Annotated in this window: 18 protein-coding genes; 2 read left to right on the top strand and 16 right to left on the bottom strand. The window is 66.1% G+C overall.

Annotation, left to right across the window (positions count from 1 at the left end; translation table 11 throughout):
* Positions 1-40: 40 nt before the first annotated feature.
* The 8 genes from ACSQ3P_RS01270 to ACSQ3P_RS01305 form a co-directional block, all read right to left on the bottom strand.
* Positions 41-868 carry a transglutaminase family protein gene (locus tag ACSQ3P_RS01270; protein WP_436163893.1) on the bottom strand — a complete coding sequence of 276 codons (828 nt, stop codon included), beginning with the start codon at positions 866-868 and terminating at the stop codon, positions 41-43.
* Positions 869-952: 84 nt separating this feature from the next.
* On the bottom strand, positions 953-1,894 hold the full coding sequence (locus tag ACSQ3P_RS01275; RefSeq protein WP_092174090.1) for an alpha-E domain-containing protein: 942 nt from the start codon (positions 1,892-1,894) through the stop codon (positions 953-955).
* Positions 1,895-1,967: 73 nt separating this feature from the next.
* Complete coding sequence (locus ACSQ3P_RS01280) at positions 1,968-3,383, bottom strand: circularly permuted type 2 ATP-grasp protein (protein ID WP_210188292.1); 1,416 nt, start codon at positions 3,381-3,383, stop codon at positions 1,968-1,970.
* 298 nt (positions 3,384-3,681) lie between these two features.
* Entirely contained in the window at positions 3,682-4,599 is a 918-nt protein-coding gene (locus ACSQ3P_RS01285) for a dihydrodipicolinate synthase family protein (RefSeq protein ID WP_436163894.1), read from the bottom strand.
* A 40-nt stretch (positions 4,600-4,639) separates the two neighbouring features.
* A complete protein-coding gene (locus tag ACSQ3P_RS01290; RefSeq protein WP_436163895.1) occupies positions 4,640-5,524 on the bottom strand; it encodes an ABC transporter permease in 885 nt (294 codons plus the stop codon).
* A gap of 17 nt (positions 5,525-5,541) precedes the next feature.
* Positions 5,542-6,501, bottom strand: coding sequence for an ABC transporter permease (locus ACSQ3P_RS01295; protein ID WP_436163896.1), 960 nt, complete (start codon positions 6,499-6,501; stop codon positions 5,542-5,544).
* A gap of 75 nt (positions 6,502-6,576) precedes the next feature.
* A complete protein-coding gene (locus tag ACSQ3P_RS01300) occupies positions 6,577-8,154 on the bottom strand; it encodes an ABC transporter substrate-binding protein (protein WP_436163897.1) in 1,578 nt (525 codons plus the stop codon).
* A 12-nt stretch (positions 8,155-8,166) separates the two neighbouring features.
* Entirely contained in the window at positions 8,167-8,874 is a 708-nt protein-coding gene (locus tag ACSQ3P_RS01305; RefSeq protein WP_436163898.1) for a FadR/GntR family transcriptional regulator, read from the bottom strand.
* A gap of 136 nt (positions 8,875-9,010) precedes the next feature.
* Between ACSQ3P_RS01305 and ACSQ3P_RS01310 the strand changes: the two genes are divergently transcribed.
* Together ACSQ3P_RS01310 and ACSQ3P_RS01315 are read left to right on the top strand one after the other, a co-directional pair.
* Entirely contained in the window at positions 9,011-9,964 is a 954-nt protein-coding gene (locus ACSQ3P_RS01310; RefSeq protein ID WP_436163899.1) for a dihydrodipicolinate synthase family protein, read from the top strand.
* 59 nt (positions 9,965-10,023) lie between these two features.
* Positions 10,024-11,223: a mandelate racemase/muconate lactonizing enzyme family protein gene (locus ACSQ3P_RS01315; RefSeq protein WP_436163900.1), complete on the top strand. Its 1,200-nt coding sequence runs from the start codon at positions 10,024-10,026 to the stop codon at positions 11,221-11,223.
* Positions 11,224-11,245: 22 nt separating this feature from the next.
* Here the strand turns inward: ACSQ3P_RS01315 and ACSQ3P_RS01320 are convergent, their stop codons facing one another.
* The 8 genes from ACSQ3P_RS01320 to ACSQ3P_RS01355 are packed head-to-tail and all read right to left on the bottom strand — an operon-like array spanning position 11,246 to position 21,183.
* The gene (locus tag ACSQ3P_RS01320; protein WP_436163901.1) at positions 11,246-11,953 is read right to left on the bottom strand and encodes an SDR family oxidoreductase; all 708 of its coding nucleotides are present in this window, start codon (positions 11,951-11,953) and stop codon (positions 11,246-11,248) included.
* Entirely contained in the window at positions 11,950-12,807 is an 858-nt protein-coding gene (locus ACSQ3P_RS01325; protein WP_436163902.1) for a sugar phosphate isomerase/epimerase family protein, read from the bottom strand. Before ACSQ3P_RS01325 ends, ACSQ3P_RS01320 begins: the two co-directional genes overlap by 4 nt.
* A 28-nt stretch (positions 12,808-12,835) precedes the next feature.
* The gene (locus tag ACSQ3P_RS01330; RefSeq protein WP_436163903.1) at positions 12,836-13,450 is read right to left on the bottom strand and encodes an NIPSNAP family protein; all 615 of its coding nucleotides are present in this window, start codon (positions 13,448-13,450) and stop codon (positions 12,836-12,838) included.
* A gap of 21 nt (positions 13,451-13,471) precedes the next feature.
* Entirely contained in the window at positions 13,472-15,190 is a 1,719-nt protein-coding gene (locus ACSQ3P_RS01335; RefSeq protein WP_436163904.1) for an FAD-dependent oxidoreductase, read from the bottom strand.
* The gene (locus ACSQ3P_RS01340) at positions 15,190-16,941 is read right to left on the bottom strand and encodes an FAD-dependent oxidoreductase (protein ID WP_436163905.1); all 1,752 of its coding nucleotides are present in this window, start codon (positions 16,939-16,941) and stop codon (positions 15,190-15,192) included. Before ACSQ3P_RS01340 ends, ACSQ3P_RS01335 begins: the two co-directional genes overlap by 1 nt.
* Positions 16,942-16,952: 11 nt before the next feature.
* Complete coding sequence (locus ACSQ3P_RS01345; protein WP_436163906.1) at positions 16,953-17,759, bottom strand: shikimate dehydrogenase family protein; 807 nt, start codon at positions 17,757-17,759, stop codon at positions 16,953-16,955.
* Between the two features lie 20 nt (positions 17,760-17,779).
* A complete protein-coding gene (locus tag ACSQ3P_RS01350; protein ID WP_436163907.1) occupies positions 17,780-20,317 on the bottom strand; it encodes a branched-chain amino acid ABC transporter ATP-binding protein/permease in 2,538 nt (845 codons plus the stop codon).
* The gene (locus tag ACSQ3P_RS01355) at positions 20,314-21,183 is read right to left on the bottom strand and encodes a branched-chain amino acid ABC transporter permease (RefSeq protein ID WP_436163908.1); all 870 of its coding nucleotides are present in this window, start codon (positions 21,181-21,183) and stop codon (positions 20,314-20,316) included. Before ACSQ3P_RS01355 ends, ACSQ3P_RS01350 begins: the two co-directional genes overlap by 4 nt.
* Positions 21,184-21,308 lie beyond the last annotated feature (125 nt).

Consider the following 21,308-nt stretch of genomic DNA (forward strand, 5'->3'; position numbering starts at 1 on the left):
CCTTGCTGTGGGAGCGGCCGGGACGCGCCCGGCCGGTCCGTCATTGGTTGGCCTGGAAGCCGGCGGCCTGGCGCGCACTGACGACAACGGAGAGGCGCTCACCGTCGCCGCCCTTGCGCGCCCCGCGCACCGGAGCGGCATCGGAATAGTCGAGGCCCGAAGCGACGCGCACATGGGTGTCGATCGGGCACAGGCCGTTGGCGCAATCGAAGCCGATCCAGCCATAATCGTCGAGATGGACCTCGGCCCAGGCATGGGCGCCGCTGGCATGGGGCAGGGACTGGCTTTCGGCGACATAGCCGGAGACGTAGCGCGCGGGCATGCCGAGATGGCGGGCGCAGGCCATGAAGACATGGGCGAGATCCTGCGCGATGCCTTCGCGCGCCGCGAAGGCGGCGGCAGCGCCGATCCCGGTGCGGTCGGCGGGCTCCTGGCAGGTCATCTCCTCGTGCAGCGCGTCCATCAGGGCGTGCATCCGGGCAAGCGGTGTTCCAGCTTCGCGCGTCGTCTCCAGCGCAAAGCTGCGGAGCGCCTCGTCTGGCGCGCTCAGCAGCGTGTCACGGCGAAAAACCTCGGGCGGAACGCGCTCGATGCCGCCGCGCACGACGCCGGCGAGGTCGGTGGTCTCGATCAGGCCACTGACCTGGATCGCCAGGGTCGCGATCGGGCCATCGGCCGAGAAGGTGTGGATCAGGTTGCCGTGAGGGTCCTGGCCGGCGCGCAGGCGGCCATCGACCGTGGGCTCGATACGCCAGGACATGACGTGCTGGCCGTCATGGTCGCGCGGGGTCAGCCGCAGAATCTGCGTGATGTGCCGGGCAGGCTCGGCATAGGCGTATGAGATCGAGTGGGAAATCCGGATCCGCATGGCGTCGCTGGGTCTCGGGCGGTGGGGCGTGGACGGCCTCTCTTTAGCGGGCCATGCGGCTGGAAGCGAGCCCGAGGCCCGGTTTCATTGCAGATACTGCTCGATGATGGTGCCTCCAAGGCGATTATTCTCGGTGATGAAGTCCGAGATGAACTCGTGCAGCCCGTGCTGGAAGATGTCGTCGATGCGGGTGTTGTTGAGGTTGGCGAGCGTCTTGCGCGCCTGGCGCTGGGCCGGGCCCTGGCGGCCATAGGCGTCGCCGAGCGCGTCGAGGAAGCGCGAGATGTTCTCGTAGCAGCTCGCCAGCGAGCGCGGCATGCGCCGGTTCAGGATCAGGAGATCGGCGATCAGCAGCGGTTTCACCGCCTCGCGATAGACCCAGTGATAGGCGGTCAGTGCCGAGACCTCGCGCAGCACGGTGGTCCACTGGAAATAGTCGAGCGAGCCGCCGACCTGCTCATTGGCCGGCAGCAGCACATGGTATTTGACGTCGAGGATGCGCGCCGTGTTGTCGGCGCGCTCGACATAGACGCCGAGCCTGGAGAACCAGTAGCCGTCATCGCGCAGCATGGTGCGGTAGGCCGAGCCGTCGAAGACCAGCGAGACGTTCTTCACCCATTCGAGGAAGCGGGCGAACTCCTCGCGGTCCATGCGCTTCTTCTCGAAGCGCTGCAGTTCGAGCCAGGCGCCGTTCAGCGCGTCCCACATCTCCGAGGTCAGCGCGGTGCGCACTGCGCGCGCATTGGAGCGGGCGAGCGCCAGGCAGTTGCGGATCGAGGAGTGGTTGTCGGGGTTGAAGGTCAGGAAGTCGCAGACATTGCGCTCATTGGCCTCGCCATAGGCCTTGGCGAAGGCCTCCTCGCAGCCGGCGGTGGAGACTGCGCTCTGCCATTCCGTGCCGGCGCCGCCATAGGCGTGGGGCAGGTTGGTCAATCGTGTCGTCGCATCGAGGATGCGGGCGAGGTACTCGGCCCGCTCGACATAGCGGGAGACCCAGTAAAGGCTGTCGGCTGTGCGCGAGAGCATGGTCAGTTCGGGCCTTTTCGTGGCGGGGCGCGGTGCGTCGGCGTTCCGTCCGGGATGAATGCCGCTGTTGATGTTATGCATCGAGCACCCAGGTGTCTTTGGTTCCGCCGCCCTGGCTGGAATTGACGACGAGCGAGCCTTCCTTCAGCGCGACGCGGGTGAGGCCGCCGGGCACGCAGGAGATGCCGTTGGCGCCCGAGAGCACATAAGGGCGCAAATCGACATGGCGTGGCGCCACGCCCGAGGCCACGAAGGTCGGGCAGGTGGAGAGGGCCAGGGTGGGCTGGGCGATGAAGCCCTCAGGACTCGCCTTCAGCTTCTTGCGGAAGGTCTCGATCTGCGCCTTGTTGGCGTGGGGACCCACAAGCATGCCGTAGCCGCCGGAGCCGTTGACTTCCTTGACGACGAGCTTCTCGAGATTGTCGAGCACATAGGCGTTGGCCTCGGGCTCGCGGCAGCGCCAGGTCGGCACGTTCTTCAGGATCGGCTCCTCACCGGTGAAGAACTTCACGATCTCGGGCATGTAGCTGTAGACCGCCTTGTCGTCGGCGACGCCGGTGCCGACGGCGTTGGCCAGCGTGACGTTGCCGGCCTTGTAGGCGCCGATCAGCCCGGGCACGCCGAGTACGGAATCGCTGCGGAAGACGAGCGGGTCGATGAAGTCGTCGTCGATGCGCCGGTAGATCACATCGACCCGCTTGGGCCCCTGTGTGGTGCGCATATAGACGACGTCGTCCTTGACCAGCAGGTCCGAGCCCTCGACCAGCTCGACGCCGAGCTTGTCGGCCAGGAAGGAGTGTTCGTAGAAGGCCGAATTGAACTGGCCCGGCGTCAGCAGGCAGATCGACGGGTCGCTTGGCGCGCTGCGCGGCGCGACCGAGCGCAGGGTCGCCAGCAACTGGTCGGGATAGTTGTCGACGGGGGCGACGCGATGCGTGGCGAAGAGCTCCGGGAAGAGCCTGAGCATCACCTCGCGGTTCTCCATCATGTAGGAGACGCCTGAGGGCGTGCGCGCATTGTCCTCCAGCACATAGAAGGTATCGGCGTCGACCCGGACCACGTCGATACCGGCGATGTGGCAGTAGATGCCGTGCGGCACCTGGAAATCGACCATTTCGAGCTGGTAGCAGGCATTGCCATAGACCAGGTCGGGCGGGATGATCCCGGCCTTGAGGCATTCCTTCGGCCCGTAGACATCGGCCAGGAACATGTTCAGCGCGGTCACACGCTGGCGCAAGCCCGCCTCCAGCTTGGTCCATTCCGGCTTGGTCAAGACCCGGGGGATGATGTCGAAGGGGATCAGTCGCTCGGTCGACTCTTCGTCGCCATAGACGGCGAAGGTGATCCCGATGCGGCGGAAGAACAGTTCGGCCTGGCTGCGCCGCAGCGCCAGCGTTTCCGGCGGCGCTTCCTTCAGCCAGCGGTCGAGCTCAGCATAGGCCGGCCGTAAATCGGAGCCGGAGCCGGTCATTTCATCGAACGCGACCATCGTAGGTGTTTTCCCCATTTCCGGCAGCCTATGCCTATTCGCGATCGTTCGGGAAGGGGGCGCATGGTCAGGGCTGCGTCGGTGTCTGCCTAATCCTTGAGCAATTCCGGCGTTGATGCGGCCGGTGCGCTTGTCGAGTCGTCAAAAGGGATGAGGCGCATCGCGCCGGGTTGGGCCGCAGCAGGCCTTCGACAGAATCGCCTGCTGCGGTACGGCCTGCGTCGGGGCCGATCCGCCTGATACAGCTTTCGAGACACTGCTTCAGAGCGACGGCGCTGTTCCGAGGTCCGTCGCGGAGTTAATCGAGAAGCCCGGTCTGCTTGAGAATCGCTTTGACGGCAGCGGCTTCCTCGGCGTTGAGGGATCGTTGCGGCCGGGCCATCGTGTTGGTGTCGATGACGCCGAGAAGCTGCATCGCCGTCTTGAATGCCCCGACGCCGGCCGAGCCGGCGCTGGTGCGGCCGAGCGAGACCCAGACCATCTCGAACAGGCGGCAGAGCCGTTCCTGCTCCTGGCGGGCCTCGTCCCATTTGCCGGCCTGGGTCAGCCGCCAGAGCTTGACGTAGCCCTTGGGGTCCACATTGGCGAGGCCTGGCACGACGCCCTGGGCGCCCATCAGCGCGGCGTTGTCGACCACGATTTCGGAACCCGTCATCGCGAAGAAATCGGGCATGTCCGCCAGGTCTTGTTTGACGAAGCGGAAATTGCCGTCGTCCCCGCTGGAATCCTTCAGGCCTGCCACGGTGCCTTCGCGGGCGAGCGTGACGGTTGTCTTGCGCTCAAGCTTGATGTGGACGCAGACGGGGATGTCATAGGCGATCACCGGGCGGTCGACCGCCTCACGCACATAACGGAAATGGTCGATGGTCTCGGCCTGGCTGGTGCGGGTGTAGAACGGGGCGGTCACGACCAGCGCGTCGGCGCCGGCGGATTGCGCGACCTTCGCATGCTGGATGACGCGGTCGGTCGTCGGGTCGATCACGCCGGCGAAGATCGGCACGCGGCCATTGTTGATCTTGACGGCGTGCTCGATGATCCTCGCGCGCTCGTCATTGTCGTGGAAGACGACTTCGCTGGTCGACCCCAGCACGAACAGGCCGTCGACGCCGCCCTCGAGCAGATGCTCGATCACGCGGGTGAAGGATGGGTAGTCGACCTTGAAATCCAGGGTCAGGGGGGTGACGACCGGGGGAACCACACCGTGAAAACGTGACATGGGCTGAGGCTTTCTCTGCTTGGATGACTCAAGGCTTGGATTATTCAAGCTCGGTGCGCGGATCGAAGGCGTCGCGGAGGCCATCGCCGATGAAGTTGATGGCGAGCACGGTCGCCACGAGCGCGGCACCCGCCGGCATCCATTGCGAGGGGTGCAGTTCCAGCACCACGGTCGAGCGCGCTGCCTTCAGCATGTTGCCCCAGCTCGCTTCAGGCGGAACGATGCCCATGCCGAGAAAGGAGAGGCCGGCTTCGAGGAGGATCGCATTGGCGAACTGCACGGTGGCGTAGACCACGAGGATGTCGAGCGAGTTCGGCAAGGCATGGCGGAAGAGCAAGTGCCCGAGACCGGCGCCGAAGCCGCGGGAGGCGACGACGAAATCGCGTTCGCGAAGCTCCAGCAGGCGAGCCCGCACCATGCGCGACAGCACCGGCCAGGACAGGAGCGAGATCACGAAGATCGTCGGCAGGATGCCGGTGCCGGTGATCGAGGCGAGCACCAGCAGCAGGATGACCGGTGGCAGCGTCATGGCGAGATCGACGAAACGCATGATCGTGCCGTCGAGAACGCGCCCGCCGAAGGCTGCGAGCGCGCCGACGAGAAAGCCGATCAGAAGCGAGATCGCCACCGAGACCGATGCGATCAGCAGCGAGATCCGCCCGCCCTGCAGCAGGCGGGCCAAGGTGTCGCGGCCGACACCGTCGGTGCCGAGCCAATGGGCCGCTGTCGGCCCCGAGTTCAGCGCCCGCAGATCGATGCTGTTGGGGGCATAGCGCCACCAGAACGGGTAGGTCAGCACGGCGAGCAGCACGGGCACCAGGATGAGCAGTCCTGCGATCGCCGCGCCATTGCGAAAGAAGCGCATAAGCGCGCGCTGCAGCGGGCTGCGGCCCCGGCTTCGCGAGGTCGCTGCGCCTGCGGTCATGGGCGTATCCGCGCTCATCAGCTCACCTGAATGCGCGGATCGACCACCGCATAAGCAAGGTCGGTCAGAAGGTTGACCAGGATGACGCCGACGCCGATCAGCAGCGTCGCGCCCATGATCACGGGGTAGTCGCGGGTTTCGACCGCCTTGACCATCAGGAGCCCCATGCCCGGCCAGTCGAAGACGCTTTCGATGAAGATCGCGCCACCGATGGCAATGCCGATGGTCGAGCCGATCAGGGTGATGACGGGGAGGATGGCGTTGCGCAGAGCATGCCTGACGATCACCGCGAATTCGCCGACGCCCTTGGCCCGGGCCGTGCGCAGATAATCCTGGTTCAATACCTCGATCATCGAAGAGCGCATGTAGCGCATGAACAGCGCGGAATAGACGAGCGCGAGCAGCGAGGCGGGCAGCGTGAGGTGAGCTAGCAGATCGGTGAGCGAGAAGGGCGCGCCCGGCGTCAGCATTCCGCCCGAGGGAGCCCAGCGCAGCACCACCGCAAAAACATAGAGGCCGAGCAGGGCCTTGAGGAAGGCCGGGGTCGAGATGACGAGGAAGGCGAGCACGCCGAGGCCGATATCGATGGCGGAGTTGCGCTTGACCGCGCCGACGACGCCTGCCGCAATGCCCAGGACGATCGCCATGGCCAGGCCGGTCAGCATCAGCAGCAGCGTCGGCCCGGTGCGCTCCATCAGAAGCGGCAGCACGCGTACGCCGGCCCGGTCGATCGAGTAGCCGAGGTCGCCACCGAGCGCCGCGCGCAGCCAGGCGAGATACTGCACCGGCCAAGGCTGGTCGAGCCCGAGCCGTTGGCGCAGCGCATCCATCTCGACCTGGCCCAGCGGAGCCAGCGGATTGAGATAGGCGTCGATCGGGTCACCCGGCGCCAGGCGCAGCAGCACGAAGACCATGATGCTGAGCGCAATCAGCATCATCAGGCCGGCGGCGAGCCGTTTCAGATAGAAGCCAAGCATGGTTTGCGCCGTCGTCGAGGGGACGAGGGAGGGCGTGGGCGCCCTCCCGGCTTAGAGGCCGTCAGGAACTCCGGCTCAGGGCGCGATCGACCATTTCTCTGGCGCGGCCGCGAACGGCCCGCCGCCCGGCGCCGGCGTCCAGACGAAGTCCTTGAGCTTGACCGAAGCGACGCCGTAGCGGTTGGCGACCCACATCGTGCCCCAGGGCAGCGTCTTGTTCATGACGGCGCAGACGTCCTGATATTTCGTCATCGCCTTGGCCTGGTCGGTTTCGGCGACGGCGGCGTTCAGCGCGGCATTGAGCTCTGGGATCTTGATCTGCAGGAAGTTCTGGCCGACGGGCGGGATCTGGCTCTCGTTCAGCCCGAGATTGAGCGTTCCGGGATCGGGGCCATTCTGCAGGCCGGCATAGACCAGCGGAAAATCGGCCGGGTTCGGCGTCCTGGACATGACGATGCCGTTATAGCCCGCGGAGTCCAAGGCGCGCGGCACGACGTTGATGCCGACCTGGGCGAGCATGGCCTGGACCGCGGCCATGACGTTGGCGGTCAGCGGGTTGTTGTAATAGGTGATCCAGGAGATCGGCTTGGCGCCGTTGATCTTGTCCCAGCCGGCCTCCTTGAGAAGCTTCGCCGCCTTGGCCGGGTCATAGGCATATTCGTCGAGACCCTTCGGGATCAGGCTGCCCTCGACATAGCCGCAATCGGCCTTCTTGGCCGCGCCCTTGTAGAGGCTGTCGATGATCGTGTTGCGGTCGATCGCATGCATCACCGCCTGGCGGACGCGGATGTCGTTCCAGAGCGGCACCTGATTGTTGAAGCCGATATAGTTGGCGACGTATGAGGCGCCTTCGATGATGGTGTAGTCCTTGTTGCCCTTGAAGGTCGGGACGTCGTCGGACTCGATATAGGTGAACTGGATCTCGCCGGCCCGCAGCGCCGAGATTGCCGCAGCCGCATTGGCGAAGTAGCGGTTGATCAGCCGGTCGACCTTGGGCTTGCCGCCGCGATAGGTTTCGTTGGCGGCGAGCTCGACGAAGCGGTCGGTCTCGTAGCGCACGAATTTGAACGGGCCGGTGCCGACCGGCTTGGTCGACCACATCGCGTTCTTCGCCATGTCCTCCGGCGCGATCGCTGCCAGCGCATGCGCCGGCAGGATCATCATCTTGGTCAAGCTGACGATCAGGGCGTTGTCGGGCCGCGACAGCTTGACGACGACGGTGCGCGGGTCCTTGACCTCGACGCTGTCGACGGCGGACAGCCGCGCCGACAGCAGGCTCGCAGTCTTCGGGTTCTTGTTGAGCTCGATGGTGAACTTCACATCGGCTGCGGTGAACTTCTGGCCGTCATGCCAGCTCTCTTCCGCCAGCTTGAAGGTGTAGCTCAGCTTGTCCTGGCTGATCTCCCAGCTCGCCGCCAGTGCCGGCACGAGCTTGGTCAGGCCGGCATCATAAGTGACCAGCGGCTCGAAATAGGTGTTCAGCCATGTGTAGCCGGCCGGCGCCGTCATCGGGTTGAAATTGCCCTGCAGTCCGCCGGGGCCGACGTCGAAGCCGCCAGTGATCGTCTTCGTCTGGGCGAAAGCCGGCGTCATCATCGTGCCGGCCAGCAACGCTGCGCCGATCAGCGCCTTACGATAGGTCCTCATGGTCATGGTAACCTCCCATTAGCTCGCCTTGCTGGCTGCTATTATTTTTGAGATGCCGTGATAGTGGTGGTCGAGGCGCTCGCGCGCCATCTCCGCGTCGCGCGCTGCGACGGCTTCGACGATCTCGTGGTGATCGCGCCAGGTGGCGACGGGATCGCGATTTTCGAGATTGAAGAAGTCCGAGGCCTTGACGAAGGCCTGCCAGAAGATGTCGAGCAGCTTCAGCAGCAGCTGATTGTTCTGGCAGCGGAACAAGGTGCGGTGGAAGCGCCGATCCTCTTCCAGGAAGCTTTTGCCCGCATCGACCCTGGCCTTCATCTGGGCCGTGATGGCGCGCAGTTCGGCGATGTCGTCGGCGCCGATCACCTCCACCGTCCTGCCGATCAGCGCGCCTTCCAGCGCGCGGCGAATGGTCAGCAGTTCCTCGAAATCGTCGAGCCGGCCGCGCAGGCCGAAGGCGAGATTGTCGAGCAGCGGGGCGAAGGAGAAATCGCTGACGAAGATGCCGATGCCGCGCCTGGTCTCGACGATGCCGACGGATTCCAGTGCCTTGACCGCCTCGCGCACCGAATTACGACTGACGCCGAGCTGCTGGGCGAGGTCGTTTTCCGGCGGAAGCGGGCTGCCCGGAGGCAGGCCGCTCTCGTCGATGTAAGCCTTGACGCTTTCGAGCACCGAGGCGTGCAGCGATTGCGGTTTCACCAGAGGCTTGATCGTCCGGTTCACGGGCCTTCGACCTCGTCATGGGTGGCGCGCGGGGTGCCCTCTTCAAAGGGCGCTGGCGGATGCCGTCCGTTGGTTGATCGATATTTACTTGTAGGATATCCCTTAAGTCAACAAGACGACGTGACGGGACACGACGATGGCCGGGAAGCTCGAACGCGCGGGCAAATGGGGCAAATTGCGCGGCAACTGGGCGACGCTGCTGCTGCCGATCGCGCCGGATGGTGCGATCGATCTGTCCGGACTGGCGGATGAAATCGATGTCCTGATCGCCGCCAAAGTCGACGGCATCTATTCGAACGGCACCGCCGGCGAGTGCTGCAACCAGACCGAGGCCGAATTCGACGCAATCCAGCGCGTCCTGGCCGAGCACTGCAGCCGGTCGAGGACACCCTTCGTCATCGGCGCCTGCCAGCCCGATCCGAGCGTGGCGCTCGACCGGCTGCGCCGGGCGGTTGCGCATGAGCCCGATGGAATCCAGGTGATCCTGCCGGATTGGTGGCCGGTTACCGATCCCGAAGCCGTGGACTTCCTGCAGATGGCGGCCGAGGCGGCGGGAGGCATCCCGCTCGTGCTCTACAATCCACCGCATGCGAAGCGCGTGCTGTCGCCGGCTACGCTGGCCGCCGTGCTGAAACAGGTGCCCGCGGTCGTCGGCGTCAAGCTCGCTGACGGCGATGCCGACTGGTACGCGGAGGCCGATAAGCATTTGCGGGACTGGGCGCTGTATGTGCCGGGCCACCATCTCGCGACCGGGGTTGAGGCTGGCGTCGCCGCCGGCGCTTTCTCCAATGTCGCCTGCCTCAGCCCGCGCGGCGCGCAGCTATGGACCGAGATGATGCGGACAGACATCGCAGGGGCATGCGAGATCGAGCAGCGCATCTGCGAATTCATGGACGTGCACATCCTGCCGTTCCGGCGCGACCATGGCTATTCCAACGCCGCCCTCGACAAGCTGCTCGCCGCAATCGGCAATTGGGCGCCCGTTGGTCCGCGCCTGCGCCGGCCCTATCGCTGGATCGACGCAGCCGAGGCCGAGCGGCTGAGGCCGATCGCCCGGCGCATGATGCCGGAGATCATGGACGCGCGCTGAGCCCGGCCATGTGTTGCCGTGGTTCGAAACCGTGGCCGCGGTCGAAACGAGGGAGCCCGATGCCCGAGATCACCAGAGTTCGCTGCGTCCTCTTGAGTTCGCCCTACGCCGATGCGGATGAGCGCGAGATTAAGGCCTGTTTCCCGAACGGGCCGAAGCGCACGATCGGCATGGTCGAGGTGACGCTGGACAATGGCGTGACCGGCATTGGCGAAGGCTATCTCGCCGTGTTCGCACCGCTGGTATTCAAATCGATCGTCGATCTCTGCACGCCATTGATGCTGGGCAAGGACGGCTTCGACATTCCACGGCGGGTCAAGGATCTGCGCTCGCTATGCGATTACTGGTCGCTCCAGGGCGCGGCGCGCCATGTCATCAGCGCGTTCGAGACCGCCTTGCAGGACGCCAGGGGCAAGAGCCTCGGCGTGCCCGTCTATGAATTGCTCGGCGGCGCGAAGCGCGACTCGATCCAGATCTATGGCAGCGGCGGCTGCTGCGACGCCAAGCACCAGTTCATCCGCGAGCTCGACATTCTGAGCGCGAAGGGCATCAGCATCTACAAGATCCGCTCGCTCAAGCGCGACATCTGGCGCACCGTCTGGGCGCTGGAGGAGGCCGCCAGGCGCGGCATTCGCGTGGCCGTCGACATGTGCCAGAATCTGGCCGATCCGCCGCAGCCCGTGGATGATGTCGTCGCCTTTGTCGAGGCCGTGCACGCCAGAACGGAGCAGCGCATGCTGTTCCTCGAAGAGGCTGTCGGCCCCGACAGCCCCGAGGCGTTCCGCGAGCTGCGCCGGCGCATCGACGTGCCTGTCTGCGGCGGCGAGATCATCACGACGCCGAAAGAGATGATCGAGCGCATGCGCGCCGGCGCCTATGCCTTCGTCCAGCCTGACGCCTCCGTGATCGGCGGCGTCAGTGCGGTGATGGAGATCTTCACTGTGGCCGACGCGCTCGAGATCGACGTTGTCGTGCACGCCTGGGGCGGAGCAGCCGCGATCATGGCGAACTACCATGCCGCCTTTGCCGGCGGTGGCGGGCTGGTCGAATTCCCGATGCTCGATTTCCCGCTCGGCCGCGAGATGATCGGCGACCAGGGGCGGATCGAAAACGGCCGCCTGCTGCGCCCCACCGCGTCCGGCCTCGGCCTGACCCTGACGCCCGAGATGGAAGCGCGCTACCCCTTCGACGAGAGCGCCGTCTATAGCTGCGTCCTGAACGATTGGGGTCCGCCGCCGGACAACCACTGGAAACCCTGACTACCTCTATAGATGGCTCGCTCTAATAGGTGGCTCGGCCGCCTGAGAGATCGAAACAGGCTCCTGTCGAGAACGAGCATTCGTCCGAGGTCAGCCATGCGATCAGGGCTGCGACCTCGTCGGGACGGCCCGGGCGGCCAAGCGGGATCTTGGCGACGACCGTCGCATAGGTCTCTGCCGACATCTGTTTGATCAGATCCGTCGCGATCACGGCCGGAGCGACGCAGTTCACGCGCACCTCCGTATCGGCCAGTTCCTTGGCCAGCGCCTTGGTGAGCGCGATGACCGCGCCCTTCGCCGCCGAATAGGCCGTCATCATCGCATTGCCTTCCTTCCCGGCGATGGAGGCGAGGTTGACGATCCGCCCCGCATTGCGCTGTCGCATCGCCGGCACGGCGGCGCGGCAGCACAGGAAGGTGCTGGTCAGGTTCACGTCGAGCGTGCGGCGCCAATCCGCCAGGCTGTAACGCTCGATGGGTTGGTCCGGGCCGGTGATGCCGGCGCAGTTCACCAGGATGTCGAGATGGCCGTGACGGGCGAGAAATCGCTCCATCGCGGCATCGACAGCCTCCTCATTGGTGACGTCGACCCGATCGTCGGCGGCATCCGCCAGGTCCCAGGTCACGACCGTCGCGCCTGAAGCGCGCATGCGTTCGTTCACGGCAAGCCCGATGCCGCCGCAGCCGCCTGTCAGGAGCGCTGTCTTGCCGCGCAGATCGATCGCGTTCATGTGCTGGCTCCCTCGCGCAGGCTCGCGCCGCGCGCCACGGCTTGATCGCGCTGAGCGAGTATCGCTTTCGTCGCCTCGAGCGCCTGGCGCGCCCATTCGCGATGGCCGAGTGCGGCCATGCGTTCGAGATGGGGCACCTCGACGCTGACCGGCAATTCCCGCGGCAGTTGCGAGAAGATGCCGACGAGGTCGATGCCGCCTTCACCCGGCAGCGATCGCGCGCAGCGGGCGGTGTGGATCAGGCCCTCATCCGTTTTCGGAATCGCGCCCGGCGCGTCGCAGATCTGGGCATAGCTCAAGCGCTCGGCCGGGATCGCCGCGATATCGGCCAGCGTCGTCGCCGAGCGGCCGGCGTGCAAGGCATCGACCAGCACACGGCCATTGGCCTCGCCCGCTTTGGTGACGATCCGCAATGCGGTGCGGGCATCGGGCACCTTGGTCCAGGGCATGAATTCCAGGTCGCCGGTCAGGCCATAGGGTGCTGCCGCGGCGCAAAAGCTGGCGAAGGAGGCCGTCAGCCTCGCCTCATCTGGGTCGTCTCCAGCGACGAGGATCGCGCGGGCTCCGAGTTCGCCGCAGAGGTCGAGGAAGGGCTGGAAAGCCGCGGCCTTGAAGTCGGCTGCGAGCCTGACGATCTCGACATCGAAGACGGAAACGCCCGTATCCGCGATGCGCCGCTTCGTTTCCGCCAGGAGCGCCGGCTCCTCGATGAGGCGGCTGAAATCGCCGCCCGGAGCTGCCGGCAAGGCGCGCAAGCCGACGGCGTCATAGCCGAGTTCGGCGGCAAGCGATACGGCGTCCGGCGGAGCAAGCGGGATGCTCGTGAGATAGGCGAGCGAAAGTGTCGGCATCATCGCTATTCCGTCCTTGCAAGGTCGCTGATCAGGACAGGGGGGAGATCGTTGTGGGCAGCGCGATGGTCGAGTGCATCTCGCCGGTCAGCCACTCCGGCCCGCCCTTTGGCGGCCAGATGCCCTTGGCGACGGAATCGGCGCGAACCGAGGCGCGTGCATCCAGGCTTGCGAAAGGCCAGATATGGGTGAAGCGCGGCGGCCCGTCGAGCGCGTGCATGGCGACGACCAGCGGCGAGAGCTTTACGCGCTCGGGCACGGCGGCTTCCCAGGCCGCGACGGTCGCCGGCACCCCGCCGGGCTTCAGCTTATAGGTCCTGATCTCATAGACCTTGCCGAGCTTCGCCGGCTTGACCGGCGGCAGGAAGGGGAAGGGCGCGTAGCTGTCGAATTGCAGTCTGGCGATGTCGTCGCCGGCGCCGAACGGGTTCGTCGTATCGAGCGCGCGCCGGCGTTCGGCCTGGAGTTCGGCGTCGTCGGCAAAGCCGCGCAGCACGAAAATCTCGTTGAGCGTGCCGATCTCGCTCGTCCAGCAGCCGAGCAGCGTTCCCTTGGCTTCGGGCGCCTTCACATAGGCGTCGATGCCGGCGACGACGCTGGCCGCCTTGCCGAGCTTTACGGTCAGGGTTGCGATCTCGTAGCGCATGGGAAGCCTCTTTCGCTGGAGTCAGGAACGGTTGTTGGCGAGCGGGACGCCGGCAGCGTCATGGGCCGCGACGAAGCCGAAGGTCATGGCCGGGCCAAGCGTGATGCCGCCGGCGGGGTAGCGCCCGGCCATCATGCTCGACATGTCGTTGCCCACGGCATAGAGGCCCGGAATCGACCGGTCGGTGGCGTCGAGCACATGTGCGCGGGCATCCGTCTTCAAGCCGGCGAAGGTGCCGAGGCTGCCGGGCACGATCCTCACCGCGTAGAACGGCGCAGACTCGACCGGCGCGACGCAAGGGTTGGGCTGATGCGAGGCCTCGCCCTGGACGCGGTTATAGGGGCTGTCGCCGCGGCCGAATTGCGGGTCGCGACCTTGCGCGGCGTCGTGATTGTAGGAGGCCAATGTCGCTTCAAGCCCGGCCGGATCGATGCCGCAGGCGCGGGCGAGCGCGTCAAGGCTACGCCCCTTGCGTAGATAGCCGTTCCTGAGCCAGGGCCCGGTCGGAAAGGGGCGCGGCCGCACGCGCCCAAGCCCGTAGCGGCGCAGGAAGGCGCGGTCGCAGATCAACCAGGCTTCAGCCGCCTCGCCAGGAGGCGTCGTGGAAAAGAGCGCCTTCATCACGTCGTGATAGGAATCCGCTTCGTTGACGAAGCGGCGCCCGTCGCGGCGGACCATGATCAGGCCGGGCTTGGCCCGCTCGATCAGATGGGGAAAGTGCCCCATTTCGCCATTGGCCTTCGGCACGAGCGAGACCGGCGCCCAGGCTCCGGCATCGGAAAGGCCGGCCCGAACATGGCCACCGGCCGTTTCGCCGAGCCGGATGCCGTCGCCGCTATTGGCGAGCGATGCGGCCGACCAATGTTCCTGTCCCGTGGGGGCATGAGGAAACAGCGCTGCCTTGCGCGCCGTATCATGCGGGAAACCGCCGGCCGCCAGCACGACGCCGCGCCTCGCGCGGATCGCGAGCGGTCGTCCGGCCATGGTCGCGACCACGCCGACGACCTTGTCGCCCTCGCGGATCAAGTTGCCCGCCGGAGTCCGGGCCATCAGGCGCACGCCGAGATCATCGGCCGATTTCAACAGGCGGGCGACGAGCGCATTGCCGTTGACCAGATGCATGCCGCGGCCATGGCGCAGCATGTCGAAGGCATGCCGCCCGAGCCGGCGCAGGACATGGAGGAAGGAGGGTAGCGAGCGGGTCGCCTTGAGGAAATGCTGCAGATCGGCTCCGGATGCGATGCTCATGCCGAAGGGGGCGACCTCGGCCAGCGGCGGACGCAGGTCCTTGATCCGGGGGCCCAGCATCCGACCATCGATCGGCGCGGCGCAAAGCGAGCGCCCGCCCGTCGCCGAACCGTCCGAGCGATCATGAAAATCCGGAATCCGGTTGCCATCGATGAAGGCGAGGCTCGTTTCATTCTGGAAGAAGGTGACCATGCGCGGCCCTTGTTCCAGCAGCATGGCGACGAAGTCTTCGTCATAGCCATCGCCGAGTTCGCTGCGCAGATAGCGGCGCGGCGCCTCGATATCCTCATCGATGCCGGCGGCCTGGGCGAGTGGATTGCGCGGAACCCACATCCAGCCGCCGGACCAGGCGGTGGTGCCGCCGAACTGGGCCTCCTTCTCGATCACGATTACGTCGAGCCCAAGCCAGGCGGCCGTGACAGCAGCCGACAATCCGCCGGCTCCCGAACCAATGACGAGGAGATCGCAGGAGAGTTCGTCAGGCCCGCTCATCAGGCGACTTCGGCCCGATGCGAGGCCGGTCCCTTTGCAGCGTCGCGCTGGGCCAACGCATGCTGGATCGCACGGTAGGCGAAGGTGAGTGCGGGGCCGATCGTGATGCCGGGGCCTGGATAGGTGCCGCCCATGATCGAATTCGCTTCATTGCCGCAGGCATAGAGCCCGCCGATCGGCCGGTTCTCGCCATCGAGCACGCGAGCCCATTCGTCGATGACGAGGCCGGTCGCCGCGCCGATATCGCCGGGCACGAGCTTCACCGCATAGAAGGGTGCGGTCGCGATCGGTCCGAGTGTCGGATTGGGGCCCCTGGAGGCATCGCCATTGGCGCGGTGATAGGCGGTGGCGCCACGGCCGAATTCGAGGTCGACCCCGGTCTTGGCGTAGCCGTTCATGCTGGCGATGGTCTTCTCGAGGATGGCCGGCTCCATGCCGAGTTTTTCGGCGAGGGCGGCCACCGTCCCACCCTCGATGAGATAGCCGTCATCGAGATAGAGCTTGAGGTTCTTCGCGCCCATCCGGACCTGGCCCAACCCGTAGCTCTTCAGGCCGGCGGCATCGGTGATGATGTAGCAGGGGACCGTCGGCGTGCTGCGATCGGCCTCGAACATTGCCCGGACGAAGAGGTGGTAGGAGGTCGATTCATTGACGAAGCGGCGTCCGCGCTGATCGACGCAGACGGTGCCTGGCTTGCTGCGATCGAGCACGAAATGCGGGAAGACGGCGGTCGAACCGTCGGGACGCGTCCGCAGCGAGACCGGTGCCCAATAGGCATTGTCGAGATTGCCTTCGCCCAGACGCGCGCCGAGCCCGAGCGCCAGGTCCTGCATCTCGCCGGTATGGCCGGGCGCGGCGGGGCTGAAATCGGGAGCGGGCGAAGCCAGGAGCTCCGCGCGGCGTGTCTTGTGCCGGTTGAAGCCGCCCGCCGCGAGCACCACGCCATGGCGCGCCTCGACTGTTCGCGTCCGTCCGGCTTGCGTGAGTACGACGCCCGCGACGCCATCCGGGTCGGTGACGAATTGCGAGACCGAGGTTCCAAGCAGGACCGCGCCGCCACGCTTCTTCAAGCTGAGCAGGAGCCGCCCGATCAGCGCATTGCCCATGACGAGCCGCGTGCCGCGCGGGCTCTTCAGCCGGTCCAGGCCATAGCGAGCCAGGATCGCGGCGGCGTGCCGAAAGGATTTCCAGGATGTCTTGAGATCGAGCAGATGGCCGATATCGGTGCGGTCGACCATCATGCCGCCGAAGAGGGTGAATTCAGGGATCGGCGGGCGGATGTGGGCGAGGTCGTCGCCAAGCTCGCGGCCGTCGAAGGGCAGGGGCTCGAGCGCCCGTCCGCGCATCGTGGCGCCCTCGACCTGCTGTTCGTAGTCCGGATGAGTGGCGTAGGGACGGAACCTGACGTCGGTTTTCGCCTCCAGCGCCGCGACCGCGTCCGGGCCACTCTTCAGAAAGGCTTCACGCAGGCTTGCAGAGGAACGGTTGCCGACGACGCCTGTCAGGAAGGCGGCCGCCTTCTCGAAGCTGTCATCGGTCGCGACCTTGCTCGCATGCAGCGAATTCGGGATCCAGGTCGTCGCTGCCGAAAGCGCGGTGGTGCCGCCGACATACTCCGTCCGCTCGACGACGAGGACGGATTTGCCGGCGATGGCTGCGAAGACGGCCGCGGCCAGCCCGCCGCCGCCCGCGCCGACGACGATGATGTCGTAGCTGGCATTGTCGGGAATGGCGTCGATGCTCTGGAACATGGATGGCCTCCTCAATCGAGCCTCTCGCCGGCGAGCAGGAATTCGAGCATCGCGGCCTGCAGCGCCTGGTACATCTCGGTTCCCGTCGAGGTCCGGCAGCCGAGCTTGCGGGCGGCCTCGATCAGCGGCGAGACGGCCGGCACGGTGACGACGCAGCCGACGAAGGTCGAAGGCGAGAGCTTCGCGACATCGACCGGCAAGGCGTCACCCGGCTTCATCCCGGCCGGCGTCGCATTGGCGACGAGATCGAAACCCGTCGGATCCGGCGAGCCGGCGAGGATCTTCGCCTTGTTCCTGGCGTTGAGGCGCTCGATCAATCGGTCGCGACGTGTGGTGTCGGCTTCATGGATGGCGAGTTCGCGGACACCGGCATCGACGAGGGCGAGCGCGATCGCGGAGCCCGCGCCGCCGGCCCCGATCAAGAGCGCGCGCTTGTCGGACGGATCGTAGCCCGCAGCCTTTACGGCGCCGACGAAGCCGAGGCCGTCGACCATCTCGCCATGCCAGCCGCCATCCTTGCGGCGGCGCATGATGTTGACCGCACTGAGGAAGTCGCCGCGCTCGGTCGCGCTGCTGCAATGCGCGTGGCAGGCGAATTTATGCGGCACGGTCACGATGATGCCGTCGAGGTTCTTCAGCCGGGTCGCAACCGTCAGGAAATCCTTCAGGTCCTCGGGCGAGACCCGCACGGGCGCCACCACGGCGTCGTGATCGCGCGCGGCGAAGGCCGCCGTCATGCCGGCCGGGGATTTCACCTGGGCGATCGGATCGCCGATGATGAGATTGAGGCGCGTTGCGCCGGTGATGTTGAAATCCATCGCGGTTACGATCTCCGTGTTCAGACGACAGCCGCATGGGCTGGCGGATTCTGATTCTCGCCATGGACGACGCCGAGCAGGCGCGCCTGGAGGGCGTGATCCTTTTCAAGCGTGGCAGCGTCGCCGGCGAAGGCGACCTGGCCGTTGACCAGGACATAGGCGCGGTCGACGATCGGCAGCACGGTTTCGGCATGGTGCTCGACGATCACCATCGCGACCCGTCCGCGCAGCTTCACCAGCGCATCCATCACCTCGTTGACGACGGCCGGCGCCAGTCCCTCAAAAGGCTCGTCGAGCAGGATGAGCTTGCTCGGCACCATCAGGGCGCGGGCGATCGCGACCATCTGCCGTTCGCCGCCGGACAGGTTCTCGGCCTTGGCCGCCTGGCGCGTGCGCAGCCGGGGGAAGAGCTGGAAGATCTCCTCCAGTGTCATTCCGCCTGGCCGCGCAGCGAGTTGCAGGTTCTCGACGACGGTGAGGTTGGGGAAGAGGCGCCGCCCCTCCGGCACGAGCGAGATGCCGAGCCGGTTGATCTCGAAGGGGCGCAGCTTCGCCAATTGCGTTCCCGCGAAGGAGACCGTCCCTGCATCGAGCGGCAGGCTGCCGGTGAGCGCGCGCAACGCCGTCGTCTTGCCGACGCCGTTGCGGCCGAGCAGCGCGACGGCCTCGCCCTTGCGGACCTCGAGGTTGACGCCGGAGAGAACGGTGCTGCCGCCATAGCCGACCGCGATGCCGCGCGCCTCGAGCAGCGCTTGAGTCGCGGCGCCGGCCCGACGCTCAATGGCTGGCGCCGCCTGGTCGGCACTTTTGGCCGCGCCGAGATAGGCCGAGATGACCTCCGGGTTGTTGGCCACCTCAGTCGGCTTGCCGTCGGCGATGATCCGGCCCTGATGCAGCACGGAGATGCGGTCTGAAATCGCCAGCACACGGTCGATGTCGTGCTCGATCAGCAGCACCGCATGGTTCTTCGCGAGCCGGCGGATGAGATCTGCAACGATGATGCGGTCGGCTTCGGCAAGGCCAGCCAGCGGCTCGTCAAGCAGCAGCAGCTTGGACTCGATCGCCAGCGTCACCGCGATCTCGAGCAGGCGCTTGGCTCCATGGGGAAGGTCCGCGCAAGGGGCGGCGGCTTGGTCAGCGAGCCCGACCGCATCCAGCAGCGACCAGCTGCGCGCATTGATCGCGTCGATGCCATGGGCATCGTTCAGCAATCCGCGCGCGCCGATCTTCTGGGCCTGCACGGCGATGCGGACATTCTCGAAAACGCTGAGATTGGGGAAAACCGACAGGATCTGGAAGGAGCGGCTGATGCCGAGCCGGGCGCGGGCATGTATCGATAGCCTGGTGATGTCCCGGCCCTCGAAGAAGACCTTGCCGCCGCTCGGTGGCAGCACGCCGGTCAGCATGTTGTAGAAGGTCGTCTTGCCGGCTCCGTTGGGACCGATGATCGAGTGCAGCACGAAGGGGCGCACTTCGAAATCGATATCATGGGCGGTGACGAGGCTGCCGAAGCGCTTGTTCAGCTTCTTCGTCTCCAGGATCGGCTTGTCGGGATCCATCGCCTGGGCTGCGCTTGCATAGGGCGCGATCACGGCGGGGCGGGGCGGGATCGTGTTGCGCGTCAGCGTCCAGCGTTCGCGCCGCAGCGCCCGCTGCACCAGCCCCTGGATGCCCTCAGGCGACAGCAGCGCGAACAGGATCAGGATCGGCGCGAAGATCAGCCACCAGTTTTCGGTGATCGCCGAAAGCCGGTTCTCCATGATGATGAAGGTGATCGCGCCCCAGAGCGGGCCGAGGAAATGGTGCACGCCGCCAAGCACGGTCATCAGCAGGGCGTCGCCAGCATGCTGCCAGCTCAGATTATTGGCGTAGACGCCCTGCAGCAGGAGCGTCAGCAGCGCCCCGGCATAGCCGACGAAACCGGCCATCAGGATGAAGGAGCCGAGCCGCAGCAGATAGACATTGTAGCCAAGGCTGCGGGCGCGCTGCTCATTGTCGCGCACGGCCTGGAGCGCGCGGCCGAAGGGCGAATGCGCGATCTGCCACAACAGCGCGATGCCAATGACGACGCTCGCGACGGCGAAGAGATGGAAGGACAGATCCGACTGATAGGTCGGGCGTTCGACGCCTTGCAAGCCGTTCTCGCCACCGGTGACGGCCGTCCATTTGAACGCGACCTCGAAGGCGATCTGCGAACAGGCCAGCGTCAACAGCGAGAAATAAAGCCCCTTGCGGCGCAGGATCAGCGCGCCGAGGAGGAGCGCCAGCGCCAGCGAGAACAGCACTGCAAGGACGAGCGCCACGACATCGGTCGCGACACGGCCGAGCACGAAGAAGGCCAGCGCATAGCTGGCGCAGCCGAAGAAGACCGAGGCGCCGAACGGCACGAGGCCGGTATAGCCGACGAGCAGGTTCACGCCCATGCCGTAGAGCGTGTAGATCGCGATCTGCGTGATCAGGCCGACAGGCGCCCCCAGCATGAGCCAGAGCGCCGTGAGACCGGAGAGGACGAGCGCCGCCCAGAGGGCGGGGTGGCGGAGAAGCTGTTGGGTCTTCACTCGAAGCGCTCCCATTTTTCGCCGAACAGGCCGCGAGGACGCAGGAGCAGGATGGCCGCCATCAGGACATACATGGCCGCTCCCGCCCATTCCGGCTGGAACTGGATGGTCATGGCCGTGGTCAGGCCGACGAGGAGGCCAGCGATGATCGCACCCGCATAGGAGCCCAGGCCGCCGATCGTCACGATGACGAAAGCCGGCATGATGGCGCCTGCCGCCATGGTCGGGTTCACCGTCCAGAGGGGCGCGGCCAGCATGCCCGCCAGGCCTGCCAGCAGGCTGCCGATGCCGAAGACGAAGCTGAACACCACGGGCAGGTTGATGCCGAGCAGGCCGACCATCTCGGCATCGCGCGAGCCGGCCCGGATGATCCGGCCGAATGGCGTGTAGGTCAGGAAAGCCCAGAACCCGATCAGCGCGGCCACCGTCACGGCCAGCACGAACATGCGGTATTTGGTGATCAGGATCGGGCCGTATTCGACGAAGCCAGAGAGGAAGCGCGGCGCGGCGAAGGGCAGCGGAGCGCCGCCGAAGATCATGCGCAGCACCGACTCGAACAACAGCGCCAGCGCGAAGGTCAGGATCAGCCCGAGCAGGGGTTCCTTGCCGTAGAGGCGCCGGATCAGCACGATCTCGACGAGCACCCCGAGTGCTCCGGTGAGCAGCGGGGCGAGCAGGGCCGCCCACCAGCCGAATTCGCGGTTGAGCACGAGGGCAAGATAGGCGCCGATCGCGAAGAAGGCGCCATGGGCGAAATTCACGATGCCGAGGAGCCCGAAGATGATCGAGAGCCCAACCGCGATCAGTACATAGAGGAAGCCCAGCACCAGGCCATTGACGGCCTGGGATAAGATCATGTCGAGCATGGCGCACGGATCCTGCGGAGAGCGGCGCTAGAGCAATTCAGCGATCCAATTGGATCGCTGAATTGCTCTAGCTCTTTGTTTTAATGCGTTTTCTTCACGCGAACCTGCGGCCACTTCGCTCGAAA

Source organism: Allobosea sp. LjRoot9 (assembly GCF_964252745.1).
Taxonomy (GTDB): Bacteria; Pseudomonadota; Alphaproteobacteria; order Rhizobiales; family Beijerinckiaceae; genus Allobosea.